The sequence below is a fragment of the Methylomagnum ishizawai genome (assembly GCF_900155475.1).
GTDB lineage: Bacteria > Pseudomonadota > Gammaproteobacteria > Methylococcales > Methylococcaceae > Methylomagnum > Methylomagnum ishizawai_A.
The window spans coordinates 1-23,243 of sequence record NZ_FXAM01000001.1 but is presented as its reverse complement, the minus strand read 5'-3'; the positions used below and the strand labels follow the sequence as shown (position 1 = coordinate 23,243).

27 protein-coding genes and 1 pseudogene are annotated in these 23,243 nt (G+C 63.8%); 18 read left to right on the top strand and 10 right to left on the bottom strand.

The genetic code is table 11. The features are described 5' to 3' along the window. The first annotated feature begins 93 nt into the window (after positions 1-93). The gene (locus B9N93_RS00125; RefSeq protein WP_085209746.1) at positions 94-1,629 is read left to right on the top strand and encodes a class I adenylate-forming enzyme family protein; all 1,536 of its coding nucleotides are present in this window, start codon (positions 94-96) and stop codon (positions 1,627-1,629) included. A gap of 38 nt (positions 1,630-1,667) precedes the next feature. On the opposite strand, the gene B9N93_RS24335 is transcribed toward B9N93_RS00125, so the two are convergent. Then, positions 1,668-2,294 (bottom strand): PEP-CTERM sorting domain-containing protein, encoded by a 627-nt coding sequence (locus B9N93_RS24335; RefSeq protein ID WP_125468770.1) that lies wholly within the window; start codon positions 2,292-2,294, stop codon positions 1,668-1,670. A 183-nt stretch (positions 2,295-2,477) separates the two neighbouring features. On the opposite strand from B9N93_RS24335, the gene B9N93_RS00115 reads away from it, so the two are divergent. The 7 genes from B9N93_RS00115 (at position 2,478) to B9N93_RS00085 (ending at position 8,827) form a co-directional block, all read left to right on the top strand. Further along, the gene (locus B9N93_RS00115; RefSeq protein ID WP_125468769.1) at positions 2,478-3,260 is read left to right on the top strand and encodes a hypothetical protein; all 783 of its coding nucleotides are present in this window, start codon (positions 2,478-2,480) and stop codon (positions 3,258-3,260) included. A gap of 208 nt (positions 3,261-3,468) precedes the next feature. Next, positions 3,469-4,839: a bifunctional UDP-N-acetylglucosamine diphosphorylase/glucosamine-1-phosphate N-acetyltransferase GlmU gene (gene glmU, locus B9N93_RS00110; protein WP_085209740.1), complete on the top strand. Its 1,371-nt coding sequence runs from the start codon at positions 3,469-3,471 to the stop codon at positions 4,837-4,839. Between the two features lie 3 nt (positions 4,840-4,842). Next, positions 4,843-6,675 carry a glutamine--fructose-6-phosphate transaminase (isomerizing) gene (gene glmS / locus B9N93_RS00105; RefSeq protein WP_085209738.1) on the top strand — a complete coding sequence of 611 codons (1,833 nt, stop codon included), beginning with the start codon at positions 4,843-4,845 and terminating at the stop codon, positions 6,673-6,675. An 83-nt stretch (positions 6,676-6,758) separates the two neighbouring features. After that, complete coding sequence (locus B9N93_RS00100) at positions 6,759-7,172, top strand: HIT family protein (RefSeq protein ID WP_254899307.1); 414 nt, start codon at positions 6,759-6,761, stop codon at positions 7,170-7,172. After that, positions 7,169-8,137 carry an HNH endonuclease gene (locus B9N93_RS00095; protein WP_085209735.1) on the top strand — a complete coding sequence of 323 codons (969 nt, stop codon included), beginning with the start codon at positions 7,169-7,171 and terminating at the stop codon, positions 8,135-8,137. Before B9N93_RS00100 ends, B9N93_RS00095 begins: the two co-directional genes overlap by 4 nt. Before the next feature lie 160 nt (positions 8,138-8,297). Beyond that, a complete protein-coding gene (locus B9N93_RS00090) occupies positions 8,298-8,519 on the top strand; it encodes a hypothetical protein (protein WP_085209733.1) in 222 nt (73 codons plus the stop codon). 101 nt (positions 8,520-8,620) lie between these two features. Then, a complete protein-coding gene (locus B9N93_RS00085; protein ID WP_085209731.1) occupies positions 8,621-8,827 on the top strand; it encodes an AbrB/MazE/SpoVT family DNA-binding domain-containing protein in 207 nt (68 codons plus the stop codon). An 18-nt stretch (positions 8,828-8,845) separates the two neighbouring features. On the opposite strand, the gene B9N93_RS00080 is transcribed toward B9N93_RS00085, so the two are convergent. After that, entirely contained in the window at positions 8,846-9,082 is a 237-nt protein-coding gene (locus B9N93_RS00080) for a hypothetical protein (protein ID WP_176225067.1), read from the bottom strand. Then, entirely contained in the window at positions 9,079-10,266 is a 1,188-nt protein-coding gene (locus B9N93_RS00075; protein WP_176225066.1) for a DNA phosphorothioation-associated putative methyltransferase, read from the bottom strand. The genes B9N93_RS00080 and B9N93_RS00075 overlap by 4 nt, the downstream gene beginning before the upstream one ends. A gap of 59 nt (positions 10,267-10,325) precedes the next feature. Here B9N93_RS00075 and B9N93_RS25230 point away from each other — a divergent pair, with 59 nt between their 5' ends. Continuing rightward, positions 10,326-10,472 carry a hypothetical protein gene (locus B9N93_RS25230; protein ID WP_176225065.1) on the top strand — a complete coding sequence of 49 codons (147 nt, stop codon included), beginning with the start codon at positions 10,326-10,328 and terminating at the stop codon, positions 10,470-10,472. 35 nt (positions 10,473-10,507) lie between these two features. Here B9N93_RS25230 and panB read toward each other — a convergent pair whose 3' ends face one another. From panB to pcnB, 3 genes are read right to left on the bottom strand one after another with little or no spacing between them, the layout of a single operon-like run. Then, complete coding sequence (gene panB / locus B9N93_RS00070; RefSeq protein ID WP_085209726.1) at positions 10,508-11,305, bottom strand: 3-methyl-2-oxobutanoate hydroxymethyltransferase; 798 nt, start codon at positions 11,303-11,305, stop codon at positions 10,508-10,510. Next, the gene (folK, locus tag B9N93_RS00065) at positions 11,298-11,822 is read right to left on the bottom strand and encodes a 2-amino-4-hydroxy-6-hydroxymethyldihydropteridine diphosphokinase (RefSeq protein ID WP_085209724.1); all 525 of its coding nucleotides are present in this window, start codon (positions 11,820-11,822) and stop codon (positions 11,298-11,300) included. The genes panB and folK overlap by 8 nt, the downstream gene beginning before the upstream one ends. After that, positions 11,800-13,239: a polynucleotide adenylyltransferase PcnB gene (gene pcnB / locus B9N93_RS00060; RefSeq protein WP_085209722.1), complete on the bottom strand. Its 1,440-nt coding sequence runs from the start codon at positions 13,237-13,239 to the stop codon at positions 11,800-11,802. Before pcnB ends, folK begins: the two co-directional genes overlap by 23 nt. Before the next feature lie 124 nt (positions 13,240-13,363). Between pcnB and B9N93_RS00055 the strand changes: the two genes are divergently transcribed. Both B9N93_RS00055 and B9N93_RS00050 read left to right on the top strand, forming a co-directional pair. Then, entirely contained in the window at positions 13,364-13,564 is a 201-nt protein-coding gene (locus B9N93_RS00055) for a hypothetical protein (RefSeq protein ID WP_085209720.1), read from the top strand. A gap of 88 nt (positions 13,565-13,652) precedes the next feature. Next, positions 13,653-14,135: an FKBP-type peptidyl-prolyl cis-trans isomerase gene (locus tag B9N93_RS00050; RefSeq protein WP_085209718.1), complete on the top strand. Its 483-nt coding sequence runs from the start codon at positions 13,653-13,655 to the stop codon at positions 14,133-14,135. A gap of 44 nt (positions 14,136-14,179) precedes the next feature. On the opposite strand, the gene rimO is transcribed toward B9N93_RS00050, so the two are convergent. Continuing rightward, positions 14,180-15,493 (bottom strand): 30S ribosomal protein S12 methylthiotransferase RimO, encoded by a 1,314-nt coding sequence (gene rimO, locus B9N93_RS00045; RefSeq protein ID WP_085209716.1) that lies wholly within the window; start codon positions 15,491-15,493, stop codon positions 14,180-14,182. A 108-nt stretch (positions 15,494-15,601) separates the two neighbouring features. Further along, the gene (msrP, locus tag B9N93_RS00040; protein WP_125468768.1) at positions 15,602-16,534 is read right to left on the bottom strand and encodes a protein-methionine-sulfoxide reductase catalytic subunit MsrP; all 933 of its coding nucleotides are present in this window, start codon (positions 16,532-16,534) and stop codon (positions 15,602-15,604) included. Positions 16,535-16,817: 283 nt separating this feature from the next. Here msrP and B9N93_RS00035 point away from each other — a divergent pair, with 283 nt between their 5' ends. The 7 genes and pseudogenes from B9N93_RS00035 (at position 16,818) to B9N93_RS00010 (ending at position 21,766) form a co-directional block, all read left to right on the top strand. Further along, positions 16,818-17,864 carry a lytic transglycosylase domain-containing protein gene (locus B9N93_RS00035; protein WP_085209713.1) on the top strand — a complete coding sequence of 349 codons (1,047 nt, stop codon included), beginning with the start codon at positions 16,818-16,820 and terminating at the stop codon, positions 17,862-17,864. 291 nt (positions 17,865-18,155) lie between these two features. Further along, a complete protein-coding gene (locus B9N93_RS00030; protein WP_085209711.1) occupies positions 18,156-20,105 on the top strand; it encodes a hypothetical protein in 1,950 nt (649 codons plus the stop codon). 49 nt (positions 20,106-20,154) lie between these two features. Then, positions 20,155-20,301 (top strand): hypothetical protein, encoded by a 147-nt coding sequence (locus tag B9N93_RS25225; protein WP_176225064.1) that lies wholly within the window; start codon positions 20,155-20,157, stop codon positions 20,299-20,301. A gap of 289 nt (positions 20,302-20,590) precedes the next feature. Continuing rightward, a pseudogene (locus B9N93_RS26770) lies at positions 20,591-20,845 on the top strand (sigma factor); the annotation flags it as partial. A gap of 16 nt (positions 20,846-20,861) precedes the next feature. After that, positions 20,862-21,170, top strand: a complete 309-nt coding sequence (locus B9N93_RS00020) for a sigma-70 family RNA polymerase sigma factor (protein WP_176225063.1) — start codon at positions 20,862-20,864, stop codon at positions 21,168-21,170. Next, a complete protein-coding gene (locus B9N93_RS00015) occupies positions 21,167-21,361 on the top strand; it encodes a hypothetical protein (RefSeq protein WP_085209705.1) in 195 nt (64 codons plus the stop codon). The genes B9N93_RS00020 and B9N93_RS00015 overlap by 4 nt, the downstream gene beginning before the upstream one ends. A 48-nt stretch (positions 21,362-21,409) precedes the next feature. Continuing rightward, positions 21,410-21,766 carry a cupin domain-containing protein gene (locus tag B9N93_RS00010; protein WP_085209703.1) on the top strand — a complete coding sequence of 119 codons (357 nt, stop codon included), beginning with the start codon at positions 21,410-21,412 and terminating at the stop codon, positions 21,764-21,766. Between the two features lie 24 nt (positions 21,767-21,790). Here the strand turns inward: B9N93_RS00010 and B9N93_RS25895 are convergent, their stop codons facing one another. Beyond that, positions 21,791-22,342, bottom strand: coding sequence for a HupE/UreJ family protein (locus B9N93_RS25895; protein WP_254899305.1), 552 nt, complete (start codon positions 22,340-22,342; stop codon positions 21,791-21,793). Positions 22,343-22,910: 568 nt separating this feature from the next. Continuing rightward, on the bottom strand, positions 22,911-23,243 hold a 333-nt coding region (locus B9N93_RS25890; RefSeq protein ID WP_217807238.1), incomplete at its 5' end, for a hypothetical protein.

Genomic DNA, 23,243 nt, shown 5'->3' with positions numbered 1-23,243 from the left:
GGTTTGGAGCCGAAGCAGCCTTGCTGCCCGAGTGGACACCCTGCCCGGCCCTGGAAGCGCCAAACCCGCCCTTATCCATCCACCGGAGGAAATATGCTGCCCGCCTGGGAAAACCTTTCCGATGCGATCTTCCATTACGCGGAGCGCCGCCCCCTGGTTCCCGCCCTGGTGGAAGGCCCGGCCACCCTGGACTATGGGGAATTCGCCGCCTGGGTCGGTGCGGCCAGCCGTTATTTGTGCGGGCTGGGGGTGGAGGCTGGGGACCGCGTGGGCTTGATCCTCGACAACCATACCGACCATTTCATCCTGGCCTTCGCCCTGATGCGGATCGGGGCGACGCCCATCGAAATTTCCACCGACCTACCGCTGTCGATGCAGGACGCGGTCATCCAGCGTTGTGCTATCAAGGCGTTATTCCTGGAATATGGCACGGCGGCGGGTGGGGGGTTGCCGATCCGGGTGGCCGTCGGGGCGGGGTGGCGGCGCGTGCTGGAAGGTCATGCCGGGGATGCCCGTTGCGATCAGCGGGCCGGGGACAACCGGCTGGTGATCCTCACCTCCGGCAGTTCGGGACCGCCCAAGGCCACCGTCACCACCCACCGCCAGCGCCTAGCCCGCGCCCCGGTCTATGCCGAATTCCTAGGCGGGCGTTGGACGCCAGACGATCCGGGCCATGCCTTGCTCAAAGCCCCGGTCAGCAACGCCGCTTTCCACGAATTCGCCATCAACCAGATATTGTTCGGCGGAACCTTACACCTCCTGCCCGGCTTCGACCGCCTCAACCAATTCGCCCGCGCCCTCGCCGCCTACGAGGACGCGGTGTGCTTCGCCACGGCGAACATGTGCCGCGCCCTCCTGGCGAGTTGCGACCGGGAGGACGGGCCTTTCCTGCCCAAACTGCGGGCTTTGGTGTCCCTGGGCCTGCCTTTGTCGCCGCCGGAAAAACGGGCCTTGCGGGAACGCGTGACCCCGGAGTTCCATGAAATCTACGGTGCGTCCGGCTTCGGCATGATTTCGGGGCTGCGGCCCGGCGATATCGCCGCCCAGGCCGGGACGGTGGGCCGGGCCGCGCCCGGTGCCGTCCTCGAAGTGGTCGATGCCGCCGGGATGCGGTTGGCGTCCGGGGCCACCGGGCATTTGCGCTGTCGTAGCGCGACCGTGGCCGAGGGTTTCCTGTTGGAGGAAGACGCCGCCTGCGGTCCCGAGGCGTTCCGGGAGGACTGGTATTATCCCGGCGATCTGGCCGCCATCGACGCCGGGGGTTGGGTCCATTTGAAAGGGCGGAAGACCGATTTGATCGTCCGCGCCGGGGTGGAAATCTACCCCTACGAAATCGAGGCCGTGCTGATGGCCTTGCCGGGGATCAAGGAGGCGGCGGTGATCGGCCTGCCCGCCAAGGAAGGGCCGGGCGAGGAGCCCATCGCCGTGGTGGTTGCGGACGAACCCTTGCGCCATGAATTCCTGGCGTCCTATTGCGCCGTGAGCCTGCCGCCCGAACAGCGGCCCCTGGGCTTCCTGGCCGCGCCGTCGATCAAGAAGACGCCGGTGGGGAAGATCGACCGCCCGGCCCTCAGGGCGCAGGTGGAGGCATTGTTGGAGAGCTTACGGCCCGCCGATGGGGAGGATTGAAGCGGCCCGCCCGTGGCCGGGCGGGCGCGGGACCGGGCTTAGTGGAGCTTGCGGCGGCGGGTGCCGACCAGGCCGGCCAAGCCAGCGGTCAGCAGGGCCAGGCTGGCCGGTTCGGGCACGCTGGCGGGGGTGGTCAGCGTCACCACGGCGTCCGTTCCGAATAAGGCGGCGGATACCAAATTAAAAGAACCTCCCGAAGTAGAAATATTCTGGGTGCCACCCACGTCTTCTATTTGATAAATATTTAAACTGCTGTCGATACCGCCGGTAAATGAGAGGGTATCTGTGTAGAAGGCGTTCAGGTCTGATTGAGAGGCCGCCTGCGAGACGAGATAAACATCCATGTTGGTGGGGGTGGCGTCCGTCCTGATGGCAAAAGCGCCGCTGCATGTGCCCAGCGAGAAGTTTGTGCCATCCCAAGAGGTACCGCCACAACTACTGCCGGTATTGTATATGGCGAATGCCTGCCATTGACCGTTAGACGCGGTTGAACTGGCGGTGAAGGTGTTATGGAGATAACCGTCGGTCACGCTGGTGATGTGGTCCCCATCCGGCGAGTAATTTACGTTCAGCGAGATGAAGCCGGCCTGGGCATCCATGCCCCAGAGCGATGCGGCCACCGACAGCGCGGCGCTGGCCGTGTTGAACAAGCTTGGATTTTTCATTTCTGGATGTTTCCTGTGATGAGTGTTGGGTTGCCCCGCGCCAAGAGTTTGGCGGGGAATGCCGATGATACGATAATACTTTCCGCGTATCACCTGGCGATGGGTTTGAATTCTGATGGGACGGCGGGCGAACGGGGATATGCCGTGGACGGGAGCTATAATCTTCAACCTCCGGGGAGGCCCTTGGACTTCCCAAGTTTGTGGCGTATCCACGGGCGGCACTTGCGGGCCAAGCGCATCGAAGACGGGGATAAACTGCTCGCGGTCCAGCGCTACGATTTTGGCAAGTTTATCCGGGCTGTCGCCAAAGTCCGCTCCATACGGGTCGATAGCCTGCTGCGCGAGGTTTTTTTCGAGGGTCATGCCGATCTGGCGCAAGCGGTTTTGGCCCTCGCCCCCTGGCCATGGCTGAATCATATGGGCTTGGAAATCCACCAGCCCTTCGATGTGTTGCTGCACTGTCTCGACGATTGGAGTGATGGTTTGAATCGGATTGTAGGGCGACCCGTACAGGTCGAGCCTATATCGCGCTTCCCGGCCTCTCCGGCTTTGCGGCGGCGGGTCGGTGCCTATACCGAAATCCTGTGTTTAAAACTGTGTTTGGATGGACAAGTATCGATACTGGAATTATTCAATATCGCCCGGCCCGTGGATTGCCTGGAAATCCCGATGTTCGTGGAGGCCGATGCGCTGGATATTGCTTGCCCACGGGTGGCGAGCGCGGTATTCGCGAACGATACCATCCAGCATTATTCTATCGGACTGGAAAACCGGCAGGCCGTGGAATCGATACATCGGCAATTATGGGACTTCGCCAAGCAATGGCCTAAGTATCAATTGGTCTATGACCATCCAGTGGCAAATAGGCATGATGGTTCGTTTCATACCAAGGTAGCCCGTCTGGCATTGGGTATGGAACTGGAGTTTTGCGCCGGGCCGGGACCGGCGGGCGCGGGGAAAATCTAGGGCATTTTCACCTCATGCGTAGGGTGGGGTATGTATTCCGTGTCCACCGGGATCGTCCAAAAGTGGTGGGCTACGGCTACCGCCCAGCGGTTCCGCCGCGTAACTCCACCGATAGCCTACGCTCCCAACCCACGGCTAGAATGTCCCGGCGCGGCGGAATGGTCGCGCTTCCCACCCCCGTAGCTCCCGTTCCACAGGAACCCACCCAATGCCCTTGGAAATCATCATCTTGGCCGCAGGCCAGGGAACCCGTATGCGTTCCGCCCTCCCCAAAGTCCTGCACAAAGTCGGGTCGAAATCCCTGCTCGAACATGTCCACGCCCTGGCGGCGTCCTTGTCCCCCGACCAAATCAGTATCATCTACGGCCATGGCGGCGAACAGGTGCCGCGAACCCTGGCCCGGCTCGACGCCGTTTGGGCCGAACAAAAACAGCAACTCGGCACCGGCCATGCCGTGATGCAAGTGGCCGACGGCATCGGCGACGACGCCACCGTGCTGATCCTCTACGGCGATGTGCCGCTGCTCAAAAAAACCACGGTCGAAAAACTCCTGCCCCTGGTCGGCCCCGACAGCCTGGGCCTGCTCACGGTGGAACTCGACGACCCCCACGGCTATGGCCGCATCGTCCGCGACGAGACGGGCCGGGTGCTGCGTATCGTCGAAGAAAAAGACGCCAACCCCCAAGAACGCGCCATCACCGAAGGCAATACCGGCATCCTCGCGCTCAACGGTCGGCGGCTCAAATCCTGGCTGGGACGGCTCGGCACCGACAACGCCCAGGGCGAATATTACCTGACCGATGTCATCGCCCTGGCCGTGGCCGAAGGTTGTACCGTGGCGACCGCCCAACCCGCCTCGATGGACGAAGTCCTGGGCGTCAACAACCGCCAGCAATTGGCCCATCTGGAACGGGTGTTCCAGGCCGAACAAGCGGAAGCCCTGCTGCTGGCCGGGGCCACGCTGCGCGATCCGGCCCGTTTCGACCTGCGCGGCGAGATCGTCGCGCTGGGCCGAGATGTGGAAATCGATGTCAATGTGATCCTGGAAGGCCGGGTCAAGCTCGGCGACCGGGTGAAGATCGGCCCCAACACCTTGATCCGCGATTGCGAGATCGGCGACGACGTGGAAATTTTCGCCAATTGCGTGCTGGAAGACGCCGTGGTGGGCCGCGCCAGCCGCATCGGACCCTACGCCCGATTGCGCCCGGAAACCCGCCTGGCCGAGGAAGTCCACATCGGCAATTTCGTCGAGATCAAGAAATCCACCATCGCCCAGGGTTCCAAGGCCAACCACCTGAGCTATATCGGCGACACCGACATGGGCGCGGGCGTCAACATCGGCGCGGGCACCATCACCTGCAATTACGACGGGGTCAACAAGCATCGGACCATCATCGAGGATGGCGTTTTCGTCGGCTCGGATTCCTCGCTGGTGGCTCCGGTGCGTATCGGCAAGGACGCCACCATCGGGGCCGGTTCGGTCATCACCAAGGAAGCCCCCCAAGGGCAACTGACCCTGACCCGCGCCAAGCAGGTCACTATCGCGGGCTGGCAACGGCCCACCAAAGCAAGGAGTTGAACCATGTGTGGCATCGTAGGCGCGGTCGCGCACCGCATCGTTACCCCCGTGTTGTTGGAAGGACTGCGCCGCTTGGAATACCGCGGCTACGACTCGGCGGGTATCGCCGTCCTGGACGACTCGGAGCAACTGCAACGGGTCCGCAAGCAGGGCAAGATCAAGGCTTTGGAAACCGCCCTGGAAACCCACTACGCCGAGGGCAAGATCGGCATCGCCCATACCCGCTGGGCCACCCATGGCGTGCCGTCCGAGCGCAACGCCCATCCCCATGTCTGCCGGGACACCGTGGCCGTGGTGCATAACGGCATCATCGAGAACCACGACGCATTGCGCCGCAAACTCATGCTCAAGGGCTATGAATTCGAGTCCGAGACCGATACCGAGGTGATCGTGCATCAGGTCCACGAATTCCTGGAAGCCGGGTTGGATTTGCGCAAGGCGGTGCTGAGGACTTGCGCCATCCTGGAAGGCGCCTATGCCATCGCCGTCATCAGCAGCCGGACGCCGGGCCGCTTGGTTGCCGCCCGCCATGGCAGTCCCTTGGTGGTGGGTTTGGGCGAAAGCGAGAATTTCGTCGCTTCCGATATCTTCGCCCTGGTCGGGGAAACCCAGCGCTTCATCTTCCTGGAAGACGGCGATAACGTCGAACTGACCACCGAGACCGTCCAGGTCTACGACCGCGACCAGCAGCCCGCGCAACGCCCGGTCCACGAGACCAAACTGGTGGTCGATGCCGTGGAACGCGGCGAATACCGCCATTACATGCAGAAGGAAATCCACGAGCAGCCGGTCGCTATCGAGAAAACCCTGGATGGCCGCATCCGCGCCGGGCATGTGCTGGACGCCGCCTTCGGTCCCCTGGCCGAGAAGGCGTTCGACCACATCCGCTCGGTGCAGATCGTGGCTTGCGGCACCAGCTACCACGCCGGGATGGTGGCGCGGTATTGGATGGAGGCCATCGCCGGGCTGCCGTGCAGCGTGGAAGTCGCCAGCGAGTTCCGTTACCGCAAGCACGTGGTGCCGCCCGGCACCTTGTTTGTCAGCATCTCGCAATCGGGCGAAACCGCCGACACCCTGGCCGCGCTCAAGGAAGCCAAGCACCTGGGCTATGTCCACACCCTGGCGATTTGCAACGTGCCGGAAAGCTCCATCGTCCGCGAATCCGAATCCACCCTGATGACCCGCGCCGGTCTCGAAGTCGGCGTGGCCTCGACCAAGGCGTTCACCACCCAGTTGACCGCCTTGCTGTTGCTGGTGGTGGCCCTGGGCAAGCGCAACGCCCTCAGTGCCGGGCAGGAGGCCAAGATCGTCAAGGAACTGGAATCCCTGCCCGAGCAAATCCGCCACGTCCTGCGCCTGGAGGACGAAATTCAAGCCTGGGCCGAGCAATTCGGCGACAAGCAGCACGCGCTGTACCTGGGTCGGGGGGCGCAATATCCGGTGGCGATGGAAGGGGCGCTGAAGCTCAAGGAAATTTCCTACATCCACGCCGAGGCCTATCCGTCCGGCGAGTTGAAGCACGGCCCGCTGGCCTTGATCGACGATCAAATGCCGGTGGTGGCGGTCGCGCCCAACAACGAGCTGCTGGAAAAGCTCAAGTCCAATCTCCAGGAAGTCCACGCCCGCGGCGGACAGCTGTATGTGTTCGCCGATGTCGATGCGCCGATGGAGAACGTGCCGGGGGTGAAACTGCTCAGGGTGGCCGCAACCGACGAGGTGGTCGCGCCCATCGTCTATACCGTGCCCTTGCAGATGCTGGCCTATCACGTCGCCTTGATCAAGGGCACCGATGTCGATCAGCCGCGTAATTTGGCGAAGTCGGTGACGGTGGAGTAGGGCGGGGCGGGGGCGATAGCCACGAAGGCTTGCATGGGTTTTCCTGCAAGCCTTTTTCTTTGCGAAAACCGCCGGATTTTGCAATGCCAAAATTCGATATGGATACCCAGACAATGACCGAATGCCCGTTTTGCAGCTTATCGCCCATACGGATTATCGATAGCGATCCGTTGGCGCTCGCCATCCGGGATGGCTTTCCTATTTCTCCCGGCCATACGCTGATTTTGCCAAGGAGGCATATCGGGTCATTCTTCGAGGCGACCGACGATGAAATGACTAGTTTGCTTGGGTTATTGAAAATGGCACGGGCAAAGCTGCAAGATGAATTCAAACCCGATGGGTTTAATATAGGCATCAATGACGGAGCAGCGGCGGGCCAAACCGTGCCTCATCTGCATATACATTTGATACCCCGCTATTTGAGAGATTGTCAAGACCCTCGCGGTGGAGTGCGGTGGATTATCCCAGAGAAAGCCGACTACTGGACAAACCGATGAAAAGCCTCCAAGAATACTGCACCCAATTTTCCAGCTTGACCCGTGCGCCCGGCAATATATGGGGAGAAGCCACCCATCACCGGGCACCGCATAAGCCTTTCTTATTGCTCGCCATCATGGACTTGGTGAGGCGGGAGGCCATTACCACACGCTTTATCGATATTCAGGGCGACTTGGACGAACTGGACGAGCTTTTCACGGATTATTGGAACCGCATTTTGCCCGGCGGACACAAAAGCAGCATCGCGTTTCCGTTTTTTCGCCTGAAGAACGAGCCGTTTTGGGAGCTTGTCATTAAGCCTGGAAAAGACGCATTGCCAGATATATCGACAGTAAAAAAGCTACGAGAATATGTTTTAGGGGCAAGGCTGGACGATGCGCTTTTTGCCTTTATGCAGTATCCACAATCGCGGGAGGCGTTGGCGCAATGCCTATTTCAATCTTGCTTTTCAGCGAGCGCCCGCCAAGCCTTGGCCGAGGTTTATGTTTTCCATGAACAAGCATTCCAATACAGCACGCTACTGGAAGAAAAAGCCCATGGAAAAAAGATTTCCGATATTTTCTTGTTCGACAAATACAGGGATGCGGCAAGAAACCAGGGATTCCGGCGCATCGTCGTGAAAAGCTATGAACACCGTTGCGCATTATGCGGAGTCAGGATTATTACGCCAGAAGGCAGGAGCGCCGTGGATGCCGCCCATATCGTGCCTTGGAGAGAAAGCCGCAACGATGATATTGGCAACGGCATGGCTCTATGCAAGCTTTGCCATTGGGCTTTCGATGAGGGATTAATGGGTGTGTCAAAATCATTTACGGTGTTATTGTCAGAGCAGCTAGGTCAGTATCCGAACGCGGCGGGTTTGCTTGGAACCTTATCCGGTCGCGGTATTGTTGGCCCATCTGATAAGATGCTTTGGCCGAAGCAGGAAAATTTGCGGTGGCATCGCTCCAAGTGGAGCTTCTAAGAAACACTAATCCGATAATTTCAGCAGCCGGAAGCCTGCCATGGATTACACCCCACTCGACACTCTAAACACCGCCTAAACCAACTCCGCCCCCTGCCTAGCGCCTTATTAAGAACCTCGGCATCGGACCAGCAACCTTATCCCAAAAACGGAGTAACTAATGCAAGTCCAACGGCAAATCCTAGAAGCAACCAGCCGCCGGGTAGTGATCGAACTTCCCGAGTCGTTCATAAACCATCGCGTGGAAATCATCGCCTTGACCTTGGACGAAGCGGGTTCCGCGCCCAGCCTGCCGCGCCGCCGCCCCCATCCCGATATTGCGGGCAAAAGCAAAACCTTGGGAGATATCGTCGCCCCGGTCTGCCTAGCCCACGCGGAATAACGCAGCCTATTCCGTCGAATGTCGAACCGCGCCCCTTGCGGCGAAAAACACCGGGGTATTGGCTATTCCACGGCCTTACCCCTTAAACCACAGGAATCCAAATGCAAACCGCGATCCTTGGCACTGAATCCGAATTACTCATCCCCATCCCCGCGGCCACTTGCGATGAATTGGGCTTGCGGGCCGGGCAACGCTTCACCTTGCTTATCAAAGGTGGCGTCATCGAATTGGTCCCCTTGCGCTCCATCGGCGAGGCTCGGGGCATGTTCAAGGGGGCTGACCCGACCGGATACCGGGACCGCAGTTGAACCGCAGTCCTTACGGCGCTACCCGAACCGCCGAGGCACCCGCCGCCCACCCACCTTCCTCATCTCATAAGCCTCCCCCACAGGCTCCGCCGAATAGCTCACATGGATGGGCCGCTCCTTCCCATAGAAATACAGCCGGTCGAACGGCAGGTTCGCCATGATCCAGCGGGCCACCTCCGCCATATCCTCATCCTCCACGATAAAGTCCACCGCCGCGCCCAGCCTCGGACAGACCGGCTTGCCGCGCCGGTTCAACTCATGGGCGGCGTGTTGGTCCAGTTCCGGCGCGATAAGGATTCGAGCAATTCCCGATGCCGCTGGTATTTCTCCTCGGCCTGGTCGCGACGGGCGGGCTTGGCCTGCCGTTCCGGGCGCGACAGATGGGCGAGGCGCAGCACGTTGCGGCGGTTTTCCTGCCTGCCGCTCAGGAAGCGCTGCTCGGCGTCCTTGTCCTTGAAGACGTAGAAGATGCCCGGCCCCACCGCCACCGGCTCCTCGTCCAGCACCTCGGCCAGATAGGCACGGAGTTCGGGCTGGGTGTGGTATTTCTGGAAGGTGTTGCGCGAGGTCAGGACGCCATCGCCATAGGGCGTGCCCCGCACCGCTTCCGGGTTCGCCAGCATGGCCGAGACCACCAGGAGTTCCCGCGCCAGGGCATAGGCACCCAGCACGGCTTCCCGGCGCTCCCCGCGGTCCTCGATCACGTTGATGACGAAGCCCAGGTTGACGATATGGGCCGGGCGCTTGTCCCGGTCCGGCGCGTAATAGGGGTCCCAGCCCGCCGCCTCGATGCCGTTTTCGAGCAGGCCGCGCAGGTCGTCGCCGCGCCCGCAGCCGTAATCGAACAGGGTTTTGGAGCCGTCCAGGAAGCCGAAGCGGGCCAGGGTCTGGACCGGCGCGGAGTAGCCGTACCGCCTGAGCGCGGTCAGGTGCCGGGCGACCCCGGAGCCTTGTGGTTCACCGGGGCCGCCATCGTCACCAGTCTCGTCGTTACCGACGGGGACCAGGGATTGGCCAACCACCTGGTAGCCCTTTTGCGCGAGTAGCGCGTCCCAGGCCCGTTGGAAACCGATGCGCGTGGTGTCCTCGAACAGGCCGATTTGCTCGGCGGCGGCGGTGAGCGCGGCGAATTCCGCCCAGTGCGGGTCGTCCGGCGCGAGCAATAGTTCCTTGCGGTGCAGGATGGGCGGGTTCAGCGAGCTTTCGTAGGTGCGGAAGTGGGCGGAGCGGGTAGCGAGATCGACGGTCCAGTAACGGCGCAGGATGGGAAACCCCTGCTCGAAAAAGCCGGGATAATCGAGCAAGGTCAACCGGGAAGCGTCCGGGCCGAACTTCACCACATTGAAGTCTTGGGTTTCTTGAATGCCGGCAATGTCGGCGGCGCGGGACACCCGCGCCTGGCTATCGGTTTCGGCTGTGGCCAGGGCGCTGATGTGCAAATAGCTGTGACCAGCGACCTGCTTGCCCGCGAGCCTTGGAGCCCGCTCTGACCTACTTGATGGCCAGGACACGCAAGTTCGTCGAAACCACGGGCAGCCTGGTCGGGTGTCTGTTGCCCAAGAACATCCATTCCATTACTGCGCAGGGCTTCGAATTGAAGGTCGGCTGTTTCGTCATCGCCTGCGCCCTCGGATTTATCGCTTAGATTGGCTGGTTAGCAAGCGGGTTACATAACAGGCACTAGAAACTATGCTCCGGGCCGGGAAACCGGCCTTCCCGCACCTCGGCCACATAGCACCGCACCGCCCCGGCGACGCCATCCGCGCCCGCAAGGAAATCCTTGGAGAATTTGGGGCGGTGGCCAGGCGTAATGCCGAGCATGTCGTAGCAGACCAGGATTTGGCCATCGCAAGCGGGACCGGCCCCGATGCCGATGGTGGGAATCGATAGCGCGGCGGTGATTTCCCCGGCCAGCGCCGCCGGGATGCATTCCAGCACCAACAGATTGGCACCGGCTTCTTGCAGCAGGATGGCGTCTTCGAGCAGGGTCTGGGCCGCACGCTCGTCGCGGCCCTGCACCAGATAGCCGCCCAGCTTATGCACCGACTGCGGCAACAGCCCGAGATGGGCGCAGACCGGAATATCCTCCCCGGCCAGGGCGCGGACGACTTCCAGGCGCTTGCGCCCGCCTTCCAGCTTCACCATCTGCACGCCCGCCTCGCGCACCAGCCGGGCCGCGCTGTCCAGCGCCTGCCCGATGCTGGCATAAGACATGAACGGCAAATCCGCCGCCAACACCGCCCGCCGCACGCCCCGCGCCGCGCAGGCCGCGTGGTACACCATCTGGTCCAGGGTCACGGGCAAGGTGCCGGAATGGCCCTGCACCACCATCCCCAGGGAATCGCCGACCAGGATCAAATCCACCCCCGCCGCGTCCATCACGGCGGCGAACGCGGCGTCGTAGGCGGTGAGGGTGGCAATTTTTTCCCCCCGCGCCTTCATGGCGAGCAGGGCGGGGATAGTCAACGGTTTATCCATGGTGTTCCTCCTCGATCCGGGTCAAACCCCGCAAAGGACAATGCCGCGCCAATTCGGCCAGCGGACCCAAACCCGGAACTTCCAAGCCGGGGGCGATTTCCAGCAAGGGATAGAGGACGAATTCGCGTTCGGCCAAGCCCGGATGGGGCACGGCGAGGCGGTCGCACTCCAAGGCTTGCTGACCATAGAGTAACAGGTCCAAATCCAGGGTCCGCGGCCCCCAGCGCTCGCCGACGCCGCGCACCCGCCCGAACCGGGCCTCCACGGCCTGCAATTCGCGCAGCAACTCCAAGGGGGCCAGGGTCGTGCGGATCGCCATCGCGGCGTTCACGTATTCGGGTTGATCCTGCGGACCCATCGGGGCGCTGTGGTACAGGCTGGAAAACGCCGTCTCGCGCACGCCGGGAATGGCCGCGACCTCGCGCCGCGCCGCCTTCAGGCGTTCGACGGGATCGCCCAGGTTGCCGCCGAAGCCGATATAGGCGAGGACGGGTTCAAGGGGTTGGGGTTGAGGCATCCTGTTTACGCGATTTGGCGCGGTTCCGTCGCTTGCGGGGTTTGGAACGGGCCGAAGCCTGACGGCGGCCGGTGCGGGTCATGGCTTTTTGCTCGGCTTCGGAGGCGGTTTGGAAGCGGGTCCACCAATCGGCGAGATCGGGATCGGCCTCGCCGGTCGCGGCCCGCAACACCAGGAAATCGTAGGCGGCGCGGAAGCGCGGATGGCCGAGCATGCGGAAGGCGCGGCCCGTGGTGTTTTCCAGCCGCGGTTGCAAGGACCACAGTTCGCGGATGGGCAGGGTGAGGGTGCGCGGGATGGCGATGCGCTGGACTTGGCGGGCGATGACTTCGCCGGCAGCGTCCTGATAGGCCAGCAGCGGGTTCTGGCCGCCCGCGATCAGGGATTCGGCCCGCGCCCGCGTCGGCTCCCACAGCAGGGCCGCGAACAGGAAATAGGGCGTGACCGGCTTGCCCGCGCCGATGCGCTGGTCGGTGTTCTCCAGGGATTTCGCCAGGAAGGTCAAGGGGAAGCCTTCCGGCTCCCGCCCCAGGCAACGCTCGGTGTCGGGGAACAGGGCGGCGAATAGCCCGTGCTGGCGCAATTGCTCGAAGGTCTGCACGGCGTAGCCGCCCAGGAACAGCTTGAGCATTTCGTCGTAGAGCCGGGCGGGCGGGATTTCGCCGAGCAGCCGGGCCAGCCGGGGCATGGGTTCGGCGCAATCGGGATGGATGCTGAAGCCCAGCTTGACCGCGAACCGCACCGCCCTCAGCATCCGCACCGGGTCTTCGCGGTAGCGCTGTTCGGGGTCGTCGCCGATCAAGCGCAGGATGGCGGCCTTGTGGTCGTCCATGCCGCCGACATAATCGACCACCGAGAAATCCTCGATGTTGTAATACAGCGCGTTGACGGTGAAATCGCGGCGGAAGGCGTCGTCCTCGATGTTGCCGTAGGCGTTGTCGCGGAGGATGCGGCCATTGGCACGGACATGGGCGCCTTGGGAATCCTCGCCGCTCATGCTGCGGAAGGTCGCCACCTCGACGATCTCGTCGCCGAAATAGACATGGGCCAGCCGGAACCTACGCCCCACCAAGCGGCAATTGCGGAACACCTCGCGCACTTCCTCGGGCCGGGCGTCGGTCACCACGTCGAAATCCTTGGGTTCGCGCCCCAGCAGCAAGTCGCGCACGCAACCGCCCACCAGATAGGCCTGATAGCCGGACTGGCGCAAGCGGCCCAAGACCTTGAGCGCATTGTCGCTGATATGGCTGCGCGAAATGATATGCTCGGGACGCGGATAGACCCTGGGCCAGGTCGGCGCCACGGGCTCGGGTTCCGGCTCGGGTCGCGGCGGTGGCGGGGGGCTGAACAGCTTTTTGACGAAGTCGATGATTGCCAGAGGAGTAACGCGCTGGTGGGAACGGCAGGAAGGCGGCATATTACCCTAGCCCGCCGACCCGCTCAACGCATCTTTGGAGCCAAGGCGGCCACCCCCCGGAGAATCCCGGCCCAGGGGAGGCGCCAAACCTGGACAGACCGCTTCATCTTGGGAGGATAGCGCCATGATCGAAAACGGGTTCGAGCCGATCAACCATTTCCTGCACACCCATCCGCATTGGATCGCGTATTTGGGCCTCTTATTGCGCCTGAAATGCGGGTTGCTCACCGTGCTGATGGGTTATTTCCTCTATCGGGTCTATACCGAACCCGCTCCGGCCCCGCCCCGGCGCGAATCCCGGTCCGATACCCATTTCCTGGCCTGAAAACCGCTTCCCGTCACCGGGAAGCGCTGTTTAGCCGAGGGAAAACCCGTTATGATGAAATTTTAACTTTCAAATCAAGGAATTTCCCATGCGGATCGCGACCCAAAAGGTAGTGCATATCCACTACACCCTGACCAACGACGAGGGCGAAGTCCTCGATTCCTCCCGCGACCACGGCCCCTTGGCCTATCTGCATGGCGCGGGGAACATCATTCCAGGCCTGGAAAACGCCCTGACCGACCGCGTGGTCGGCGATAGCTTCAAGATCACCATCGCGCCCGAGGACGCCTATGGCCTCCGCGACGACGACCTGGTGCAATCGGTGCCGAAGAGCGCCTTCCAGGGCGTCGATGAAATCTTGCCGGGGATGCAGTTCCAAGCCCAATCCCCGGAAGGGCTGCAACTCCTGACCGTCCTGGGCGTGGACGAAGACGAGGTCATCCTGGACGGCAACCACCCCATGGCCGGCATCGCCCTGACCTTCGATGTGGAAATCACCGACATCCGCGATGCCACCGCCGAAGAACTCGACCATGGCCATGTCCATGGTGGCGGTGGTCATCATCACTGAGCCCCGCCGCGCGGACGGTCCTCCGGGCCGTCCGCCGTCCTGTCCTAGCCGTCGAGATGCGCCCACATATCGTGTTCGTCGGCTTCCTCGATCACCACCTCGACGAACTCACCGACCTTGAGCTGGGTCGCGCCATCGATGAACACCTGCCCATCGATTTCCGGGGCGTCGGCCCGGCTGCGGGCGACCGCGCCTTCTTCCACCACTTCGTCGATCAGCACCATTTCCCGGCCTCCGACCCGTGCCTGTAGGCGTTCGGCGCTGATGCGTTCCTGCACTTCCATGAAGCGGGCCAGCCGGTCTTGTTTGACGGCTTCCGGCACCGGGTCGGGCAAGGCGTTGGCGGCGGCCCCCTCCACCGGCGAATAGGCGAAGCAGCCCACCCGGTCGAGTTGGGCTTCCTCCAGGAAATCCAGTAATTCCTCGAATTCCTCCTCGGTCTCGCCGGGAAAGCCGACGATGAAGGTGCTGCGCAAAGTTAGGTCCGGGCACAGGCCGCGCCAGCGTTCGATCCGCATCAGCACATCTTCCGCCGCCGCCGGGCGCTTCATCAGCTTGAGGAGACGCGGGTTGGCGTGCTGGAACGGAATATCCAGATAGGGCAGGATTTTCCCCTCGGCCATCAGCGGAATCACTTCGTCCACATGCGGGTAAGGGTAGACATAATGCAGCCGTACCCACACACCCAATCCGCCCAAAGCCTGGGCCAGATCGCGGAAGCGGGTCTTGAGCGGCTTGCCGCCCCAGAAGTCGGTGCGGTATTTCAGATCGACGCCATAGGCGCTGGTGTCCTGCGACACTACCAGCAATTCCTTCACCCCGGCGGCGACCAGGCGCTCGGCCTCGCCCATCACTTCGCCGATGGGGCGGCTGAGCAGATCGCCGCGCAGCGACGGGATGATGCAGAACGAGCAACGGTGGTTACAGCCCTCCGAAATCTTGAGATAGGCGTAATGGCGCGGGGTGAGTTTGATGCCCTCGGGCGGCACCAGATCGACGAAAGGATCGTGCAAGGGCGGCAAATGCTCATGCACGGTCCCGACCACGGCCTCGTAGGCGTGGGCACCCGTGATGCCGAGGACTTGTGGATGGCGGGCGCGGATTTCGTCGGCGCGTTCGCCCAGGCAGCCGGTGACGATGACCTTGCCGTTCTCGGCCAGGGCTTCGCCGATGGCATCCAAGGATTCCTCGACGGCGGCGTCGATGAAGCCGCAGGTATTGACCACCACCAGGTCGGCATCTTGATAGGTGGGGGAGAGTTCGTAGCCTTCGGCGCGGAGCTGGGTGAGGATGCGTTCGCTATCGACCAGGGCTTTGGGGCAACCGAGGCTGACGAATCCGATGCGGGGTGTTTTCATGGGCGTGGGATACGGAGGGAAAAGGCGGCTATTCTAGCCCGCCGCCCGGACGGAACGCAGGGGAATCCCTGGCGGCTTCCCAAACGGAGCATGGGAAGCCGCGTGCCGCTAGAAATATTTCTTCAGGTCCATCCCGCCATAAAGCGGGGCGACCTGTTCGGCATAGCCATTGAATGGCAAGCTGGGGCGCTTCAAGAACTCGCCGATGCGGCGCTCCTTGGCCTGGCTCCAGCGCGGATGGTCCACCGCCGGGTTGACGTTGGCATAGAACCCATATTCGCCCGGCGCGGCGTCGTTCCAGGTGGTCTGGGGCTGCTGCTCGACCAGCCTGATCCTGACGATGGATTTGGCGCTCTTGAAGCCATATTTCCACGGCACTACGATCCGCACCGGGGCGCCGTTCTGGTTAGGCAGGACTTCGCCGTAGAGCCCCACCGTCAGCAAGGTCAAGGGATGCATGGCCTCGTCCATCCGCAAGCCTTCCCGATACGGCCAATCCAACACGCGGGTGCGCTGCCCCGGCATTTGGGCGGCGTCTTGCAGCGTGGTGAATTCCACGAATTTGGCATTGCCGGTCGGCTCCACCCGCTTGAGCAATTCCGCCAAGGGAAACCCCACCCAGGGCACGACCATCGACCACGCCTCCACGCAGCGCAGCCGGTAGATGCGTTCCTCCAAGGGTGCCATTTTCAGGATATCCTCGATATCGAAAGCCTGGGCCTTGTGGACCTCGCCCTCCACCGCGATGGTCCAGGGCCGGGTTTTCAGGCCACCGGCGTATTGGGCCGGGTCTTCCTTGGCCGTGCCGAATTCGTAGAAATTGTTATAGGTGGTGACGGATTCGTAGGGCGTGGGTTTGTCGTCCACGGTGTACTGGCTCTTCCTGATCCCCGCCAGGGGAAGGCCCGCCGCGAAGACCGGGGGCAGCGCCGCCAGCGCCGTGGCGCCCAGGGTCATTTGCAGGAAACGCCTGCGGTCATGGAACAATTCCGGGGGGGTGATTTCCGAAGAACGGATGTCGGAGGGGCGTTGGATCAGCATAGGGATCGGGCCTCGGGGATGGGGGAAAGGGGCGCTTCAGGACGATTGGGACAACAACCGGGCGGCGTGAGTTTCCCATGGCCGTGGCGGCTCCAGCAAAAGGGCGCGACAAGCCCCGTCCGTAATTTACCGGCCGCCGGGCAAGCACTAGAATTGTCCCGGCGAGCAACCGGCTGATCGGCGTTTCCACGCGGGGCACCGGGTGCGACCGAGACCGCCTCCGGGCGCGAGAACCATCAGCCCCACCCACGCCTTCCGGGATGGGGATATACCGGGAACCCCCATGCTTTCCGCCTATCTACGCCACGGCTTCTTGCCGACGCTGCTGCTATTGCTGGCCGCTTGCGGCCATCAAACCCCCGCGCCCAAACCCAGCCCGGTCGGTATCCTCCACCCCCCCAATCCCTACCGCGCCCTGCCCGACCACACCCGCCATTCCGGCGTCTTTCCCAGGCCCGCCGCGCTGGAAGCCCAGGTGGCGTTCTGGCGCAATGTCTATGCGACCTGGGGCCGTGCGGTGGTGGTCATCCACGACGACCGTTATCTCGACACCATTTACGAAGTCCTGGAATTTCCCGCCGTCGGGGAAAGCCTTACCGCCGACCAGAAAGCCTGGGTCGCCAACCGCCGCAGCTATTGGCAGGACCGCCTGTACGCCCTGGAAACCAAACTGGATACCGGCACAGCCCTGGACGCGGAAGACCGTGCCACCGCCATCCTGCTGACCGGCGGCCAGCGCCGCGACCTCCGCGCCATGGCCCACAACGCCGCCAAGCGCATCCGCTCCCAGCGCGGGATGCGCGAGCGCTTCCGGCGCGGCCTGGAAATCGGCGCCCGCTACGAGGCGCGGTTCCGCAAGATTTTCCGCGACAACGGCCTGCCCGAGGAATTGGCCTACCTGCCTCATGTGGAGTCCTCGTTCCAGGCGGCGGCGCGGTCCTCGGCGGGGGCGGTCGGCATCTGGCAATTCACCAAGGGCGCGGCGGAGAAATTCATGCCCGTGAACGGTGCCGCCGACCCCCGGCTCGACCCCATCGCCTCCACCCAGGGCGCGGCGCGGTACCTGAAATACGCCTATGCCAACATCGGCAACTGGCCGATGGCGATCACCTCCTACAACCACGGCATCAACGGCATGAAACGCGCCCGTGGCCGCTACGGCCATGATTTCATGCGCATGGTGGAAGAATACGACAGCCCCTTGTTCGGCTTCGCTTCGCGCAATTATTACGCCGAATTCCTGGCCGCCCGCGAAATCGCCAGCCAGCCCGAGCGTTATTTCTCGGAATTGGCACCGGGCCTCCAAACCCCGGCGGAAAGCCAGCCCTAGGGTGGATTGGCGAATCCCGCCGCCGCCCGGCTTGGTAAAGCCCCTTATTACTGTGCTTTGTATCGACGATACAAGCCGATACAGAGTGGGTTTGACCGGACCCGGCGCTATACAGGATTATCCTAATCCCACCGTCGTCTGCACCTACGGTGGGTTTAGGCCGGTTCCAGCCCCCCTTTGGAACCGGCTTTTTCATGCCCGTAGCCCCAGGCGGTTTGCCCGCCACGCCCTGGCCAAATCCGGCCCATCTTTCCTATCCTTGCCTGACCCGCGGCTTCCCCAACGATCACCATGCCTGCATCCTCCCTCCGTTGTTTCCTGGTTTTGGCGGCGCTTGCGATCAATACCGCCACCGGAGCCACCCCGTCCAACACTGCCGCCGAAGCCGCCGCCCGGTGGGCTCCACGCGGCCACTACCCCAGATATTTCCTGGGCGAGCAAAGCTATTTCACCGTGGTCGGTGCCGCCGCGGGCGATCGGGAAGGTTTGCTGAACAAGGAAGGGACTTTGGAAGTGGACCGGGCGGCGTTTTCCATCGAGCCGTTTTTATATGCCCAAGGGACTTTGACGACCTGGAACGAGGCCGCGCCCAGCCCCTCCTTGGCGCTGGGCTATCTGCCGGTGCCCTCGGTGGCTTGGCGGGGGCGGAATCTCGTCCTGGATATTACCGCCTACGCGACAGACGGCGCGGAAGCCGCGCTCTACGCCCGCTACCGGGTCGAAAACACCGGCCAGGAGCGGCAACGGGCAAAGCTTTGGTTGGCGCTCCGACCCTTCCAGGTCAATCCGCCCTGGCAATCGCTGAACATGGTCGGCGGCGTGGCTCCGATCCACGCGATCCGGCGGGAAGGGCCGTTGATCCGGGTCGATGGGCGGACCGTGGTGGCGCTGACGCCGCCCGACCGTTTCGGAGCCATGGCCCAGGGGGCGGGTCCGCTGATCCGCGCCCTGGCCCGGAACAAGCCGCCGCGTGGAACCCAAGCCCACGATCCCCAGGGCCAAGCTTCCGCCGTCCTCGCATACGATCTCGACCTAGCGCCCGGCGCGGCGCGGGACGTTTATCTCGCCGTACCGGACCTGGACCCGGCCACCTTCGCCGACACGGCCCAGGCGCGGTCGGGCCGGGGCGGGGATTTCGCCCACGCCGCCCTGCAAGCCAGCCTGGACCATTGGCAGGCCAAGCTCTCCCGCGCCGAATTGCTCGGCCCGCCCGCAGCCCGCGGCCTGCTCGACGCCGTGCGTAGCAACCTGGCCTATATCCTCATCAACCGCGACGGCCCGGCGCTATTCCCCGGCAGCCGCGCCTATGCCCGCAGTTGGGTCCGGGATTCCACCGTGATGGCCTCGGCCCTGCTGGGCATGGGCTACCCGGACACCGTGCGGCGTTTCCTGGCATGGTATGCCGGATTCCAGTACCCGGACGGCAAGATTCCCTGTTGCGTGGACAGCCGTGGCGCGGACCCCACGCCGGAGAACGACAGCCCCGGCGAATTCATCCACGCGGTCTACGAATACCAGCGCTACACCCACGACTTGGGTTTGGTGCGCGACCTGTGGCCCTCGCTGGTCAAAACCGTGGCTTATATCGAAGCCTTGCGCGCCCAGCGCCTGGTCCCGGACTATCGGACGCCCGACCGGCAAGCCTTTTACGGCCTGCTGCCGGAATCCATCAGCCACGAGGGTTATTCGGCCCGTCCGGTGCATTCGTTCTGGGATGATTTCTGGGGCTTGCGCGGACTGGCCGACGCCACCGAACTGGCGCGGCGCTTGGACGCCCCGGAAGCCGCCCGGTTCGCCGCCTTGCGCGATGCTTTCCGGGCCGACGTCTACGCGGCGCTGAAACTCACGATGGAACGGCGCAATATCGGCTACCTGCCGGGTTCGGTGGAACTCGGGGATTTCGATTCCAACGCCACGGCCATGATCGTGAACCTGGGCAGCGAAGTACCGAACCTGCCGCAAGACGCCTTGCGCCAGACCTTCGACGAATATTGGGCCTATTTCCAGAAGCGCCGGGCCGGTCAATTGGACTGGGACGCCTATACCCCCTACGAAGTGCGGACGGTCGAGGCGCTGGTGCGGCTGGGCCGTCGCGAGCAGGCTTTGGCCGTGCTGGATTTCCTTTTGGCCGGCCAGCGTCCGAAGGCATGGAATCAGTGGGCCGAAGTGGTCTGGCGCGACCCTCAAGCGCCAAGTTCATCGGCGACATGCCCCATGCTTGGATCGGCGCGGAATTCGTGAAGGCCGTGCGGAGCTTTTACGCCTACGAACGCGACAGCGACCACGCCTGGTGCTGGCGGCGGGCATCCCCAAGGACTGGCTGGAAAGTGAAAGCGGCGTGGGCGTGCGGCGCTTGCCGACCGGATTCGGCGTCCTCGACTACACCCTCAAGCGCGGCGGCGATGGGACATTGCGCCTCAGCTCGGCGGCGATATGACCGTGCCGCCCGGCAAGTTCGTCATCCGGCCGCCGCTGGACCGGCCCGTGCGGGCGGTGTGGATCAATGGCCGGCCCAGCCCGGCCTTCACGGGCGGACGCGGTGACGGTCGGGGAATGGCCGGCGGAAGTGCGGATCGAAACCGGCGGGCCGTGAAGCGCCGGGATAGCGTCGCGGCGTCGCATTCCGGCCCACCTCCTTGGCTTACACTAGGCCGACCACGGCGGCCCGCTGGATTCCCACATCCAACCGGCCACCGCGTCCGTAAGCTTATCCAAGGAGAACGCACTTGCCGGAACCGCGCCCTGACGCCGAACTCCAAAGCTGGCTGGCGGCCATCGCCCAGGGCGATGAGGCCGCGTTCGCCGCGTTCTACGACGCCACCAGTGGCAAGGTCCACGGCTTGATCCAGCATATCCTGAAAGACGAAGCCCTCGCGGAGGAAACCACCCTGGACACCTATCTGCAAATCTGGCGCGAGGCCGGCAGCTATCGCGCATCGCGGGGTTCGCCCTGGGCCTGGCTCATCCTGCTCGCCCGCAGCCGGGCCCATCGACCGCTTGCGTTCGCACAAGTCCAACACCGCGCTCCTGGACGACGAGCCTTCGGAATCGCTGCCCGATCCCCACCAGTTCCCACCCGAGGAACAAGCCGCCGCCGACCAGCGCCAAGCCCTGGTGCGGAACTGCCTGGAACAATTGCCGCCGGTCCAACGCCAATTACTGGCGCTGGCCTTCTTCCAGGGCTTGAGCCATAGCGAGATCGCCGAATATAGCCGCTTGCCGCTGGGCACGGTCAAAACCCATATCCGCCAAGGGCTGGGCCGGCTGCGCGAACTGCTTGGCGGGCGGGAGGACGGGCTGTTATGAGCGATACCACCGACGATTGGGCCGGTCTGGCCGCGCTGCATGCGCTGGGTTTATTGGACGGGGAGGAGCGCTCGCGCTTCGAATCCCGCTTGCAAGACGACGCCGCCGCCCGCGACGAACTGGTCCGGTTGGCCGAAGCCGCCGCCGCGCTGGGCGGGCTCGCGCCCGAGTCGCCGCCCCGCCACGCCTGAAAAACGGCTGTTGGCGGCCATCCGCGCCGAAGCAGCCCGCCCGCCCAGGTGGCCCTGAGTCCCGGCATCGCCGTGGTTTTCGCCGGGCGCATGGATTGGCAAGAGACCGGCCTGCCCGGCATCCGGGTGAAAACCCTGCATTTCGATCCGGCCCGCAATTACGCCAGCAATCTGGTGAGCATGGCGGCGGGCAGCGTCTACCCCCGCCATTGGCACGCCCAAACCGAGGAGCTTTTGATGTTGTCCGGCAGTATCACCCTGTCCGGGTACCGGCTCGGCCCCGGCGATTATTGCCGCGCCGACCCCGGCACCTTGCACGAGGAAGTCCATGCCGAGACCGACTGCACCTTTCTGGCCTTGGTCGGGTTGGACAACCAGTTCCGGCCCGCGCCCGCGCCAAGCTGAGCATAAGCCCAAACCGAAAATGCCCTAACTTGGGAAGGATAGAAGCTTGAGGTCGAAGCCGCGCTCCACCAGCCATACACCGGCCAACAGCGCGATGGCGGCGGAACCCCAGCGCAGGACGGCGGGTGGATACCAGGGCGAACGGCTCAGGCCATAGGCCAGGGGCAGGAATCCGGCCACCAAGACCAGTTGTCCTGCTTCCACCCCCAGGTTGAACCCCGCCAAACCACCAAGCGCACAGCCGGGGCAGGCCAGGTCCAGCAACACGCTGGCGAACCCCAGCCCATGCACCCAGCCGAACAAGAACGCCAACCGCGTCCGCCGCCCATGCAGCAGCGGGAAGATATTGTTCAAGGCGGCGGCGACCACCGAAGCGGCGATGGCCGCTTCCACCCAACGCGAGGGCAAGGCCAGATACCCCAGCGCCGCGAGGCTCAAGGTCAGGGAATGGGCCAGGGTGAAGGCCGTCACGATCCGCACCGCGTCCCATAGCGCGTCGCGGAACCTGGGCGCGGGTCGCCACGCCCCCGCCTCGCGCACCAGCACGGCGGGCAGCAACAGGCTCAACAAAAACAAGATGTGGTCGTAGCCGGTCCAGATATGCCAAACCCCTTCCGCACATACTGGACGAAGCCCCGCCACGGTGTGGATGCGGGTTCGAACACCTGCCGCGCGCCATGGGCGCGAACACCGCCGTCTGCGTGGTTCCGTCCGCCGTCAGCCGCAGCAAGCCCCGGTGCTGCGGGTCCAGATCGAACAACAGCCGGTATTCCACCGTCAGCCGCTCCGGTCCGGCGGCGCAATGGGCGGCGAAGCCCAGCACGGCATAAGTCCCCGTCGCTGTGGTGGTCCACCCGTATTTTCCCCGGTTCCAACGGGCAAGGCCGGTTCCCGGATTCCAGCTTGAGCCGGCCAGGGCGTAGGACTGGATCGCCGCCGCCCGGCGGCGTAGCTCGCCCAGGTGATCGTGCCATCGTCGTCGCCATCCAAGCCCACCGCCTCGTCCAGGTCGCGCAAAGCGATATCCAGCGTCCCGTAATGCCCGCCGCCGTGGTCTCCAAGCTCAAATAGCTGTCACTGGCCTTATGGGCCAGGGCGGCGGCGGCAACCAGCCAGAGCGCGAATACCCAAACCATAAGCCGGATCATCGGGCACCTCCCGCCAGGGCGGCGACCAGGGGCGCGAGCCGGGCATCCTGGAGTCCGCTGCGGGCCAGGAAATCCAACACGGCCGGGCCGCTTCCGGTTGCCGGGCGGCCTGGGCCGCTTCCAACACCGCCCGCGCATCGCGGGTTCACGCTGGACCGACCAATTGGCCTGGGCCAGCCGCAGCGCCGCGCCGGGATCGTGGCCGATCCGCAGGGCGTAGCGCGATTCCTCGCCCAGATGGCTGGCATCGCCCGCGCTTGGTTGGCGGCATAGCGGGCCGCGAGGTCCGCCGCGTGGCCCGCGAAGCCGAGCGCCCCAGGCGTTGCTCG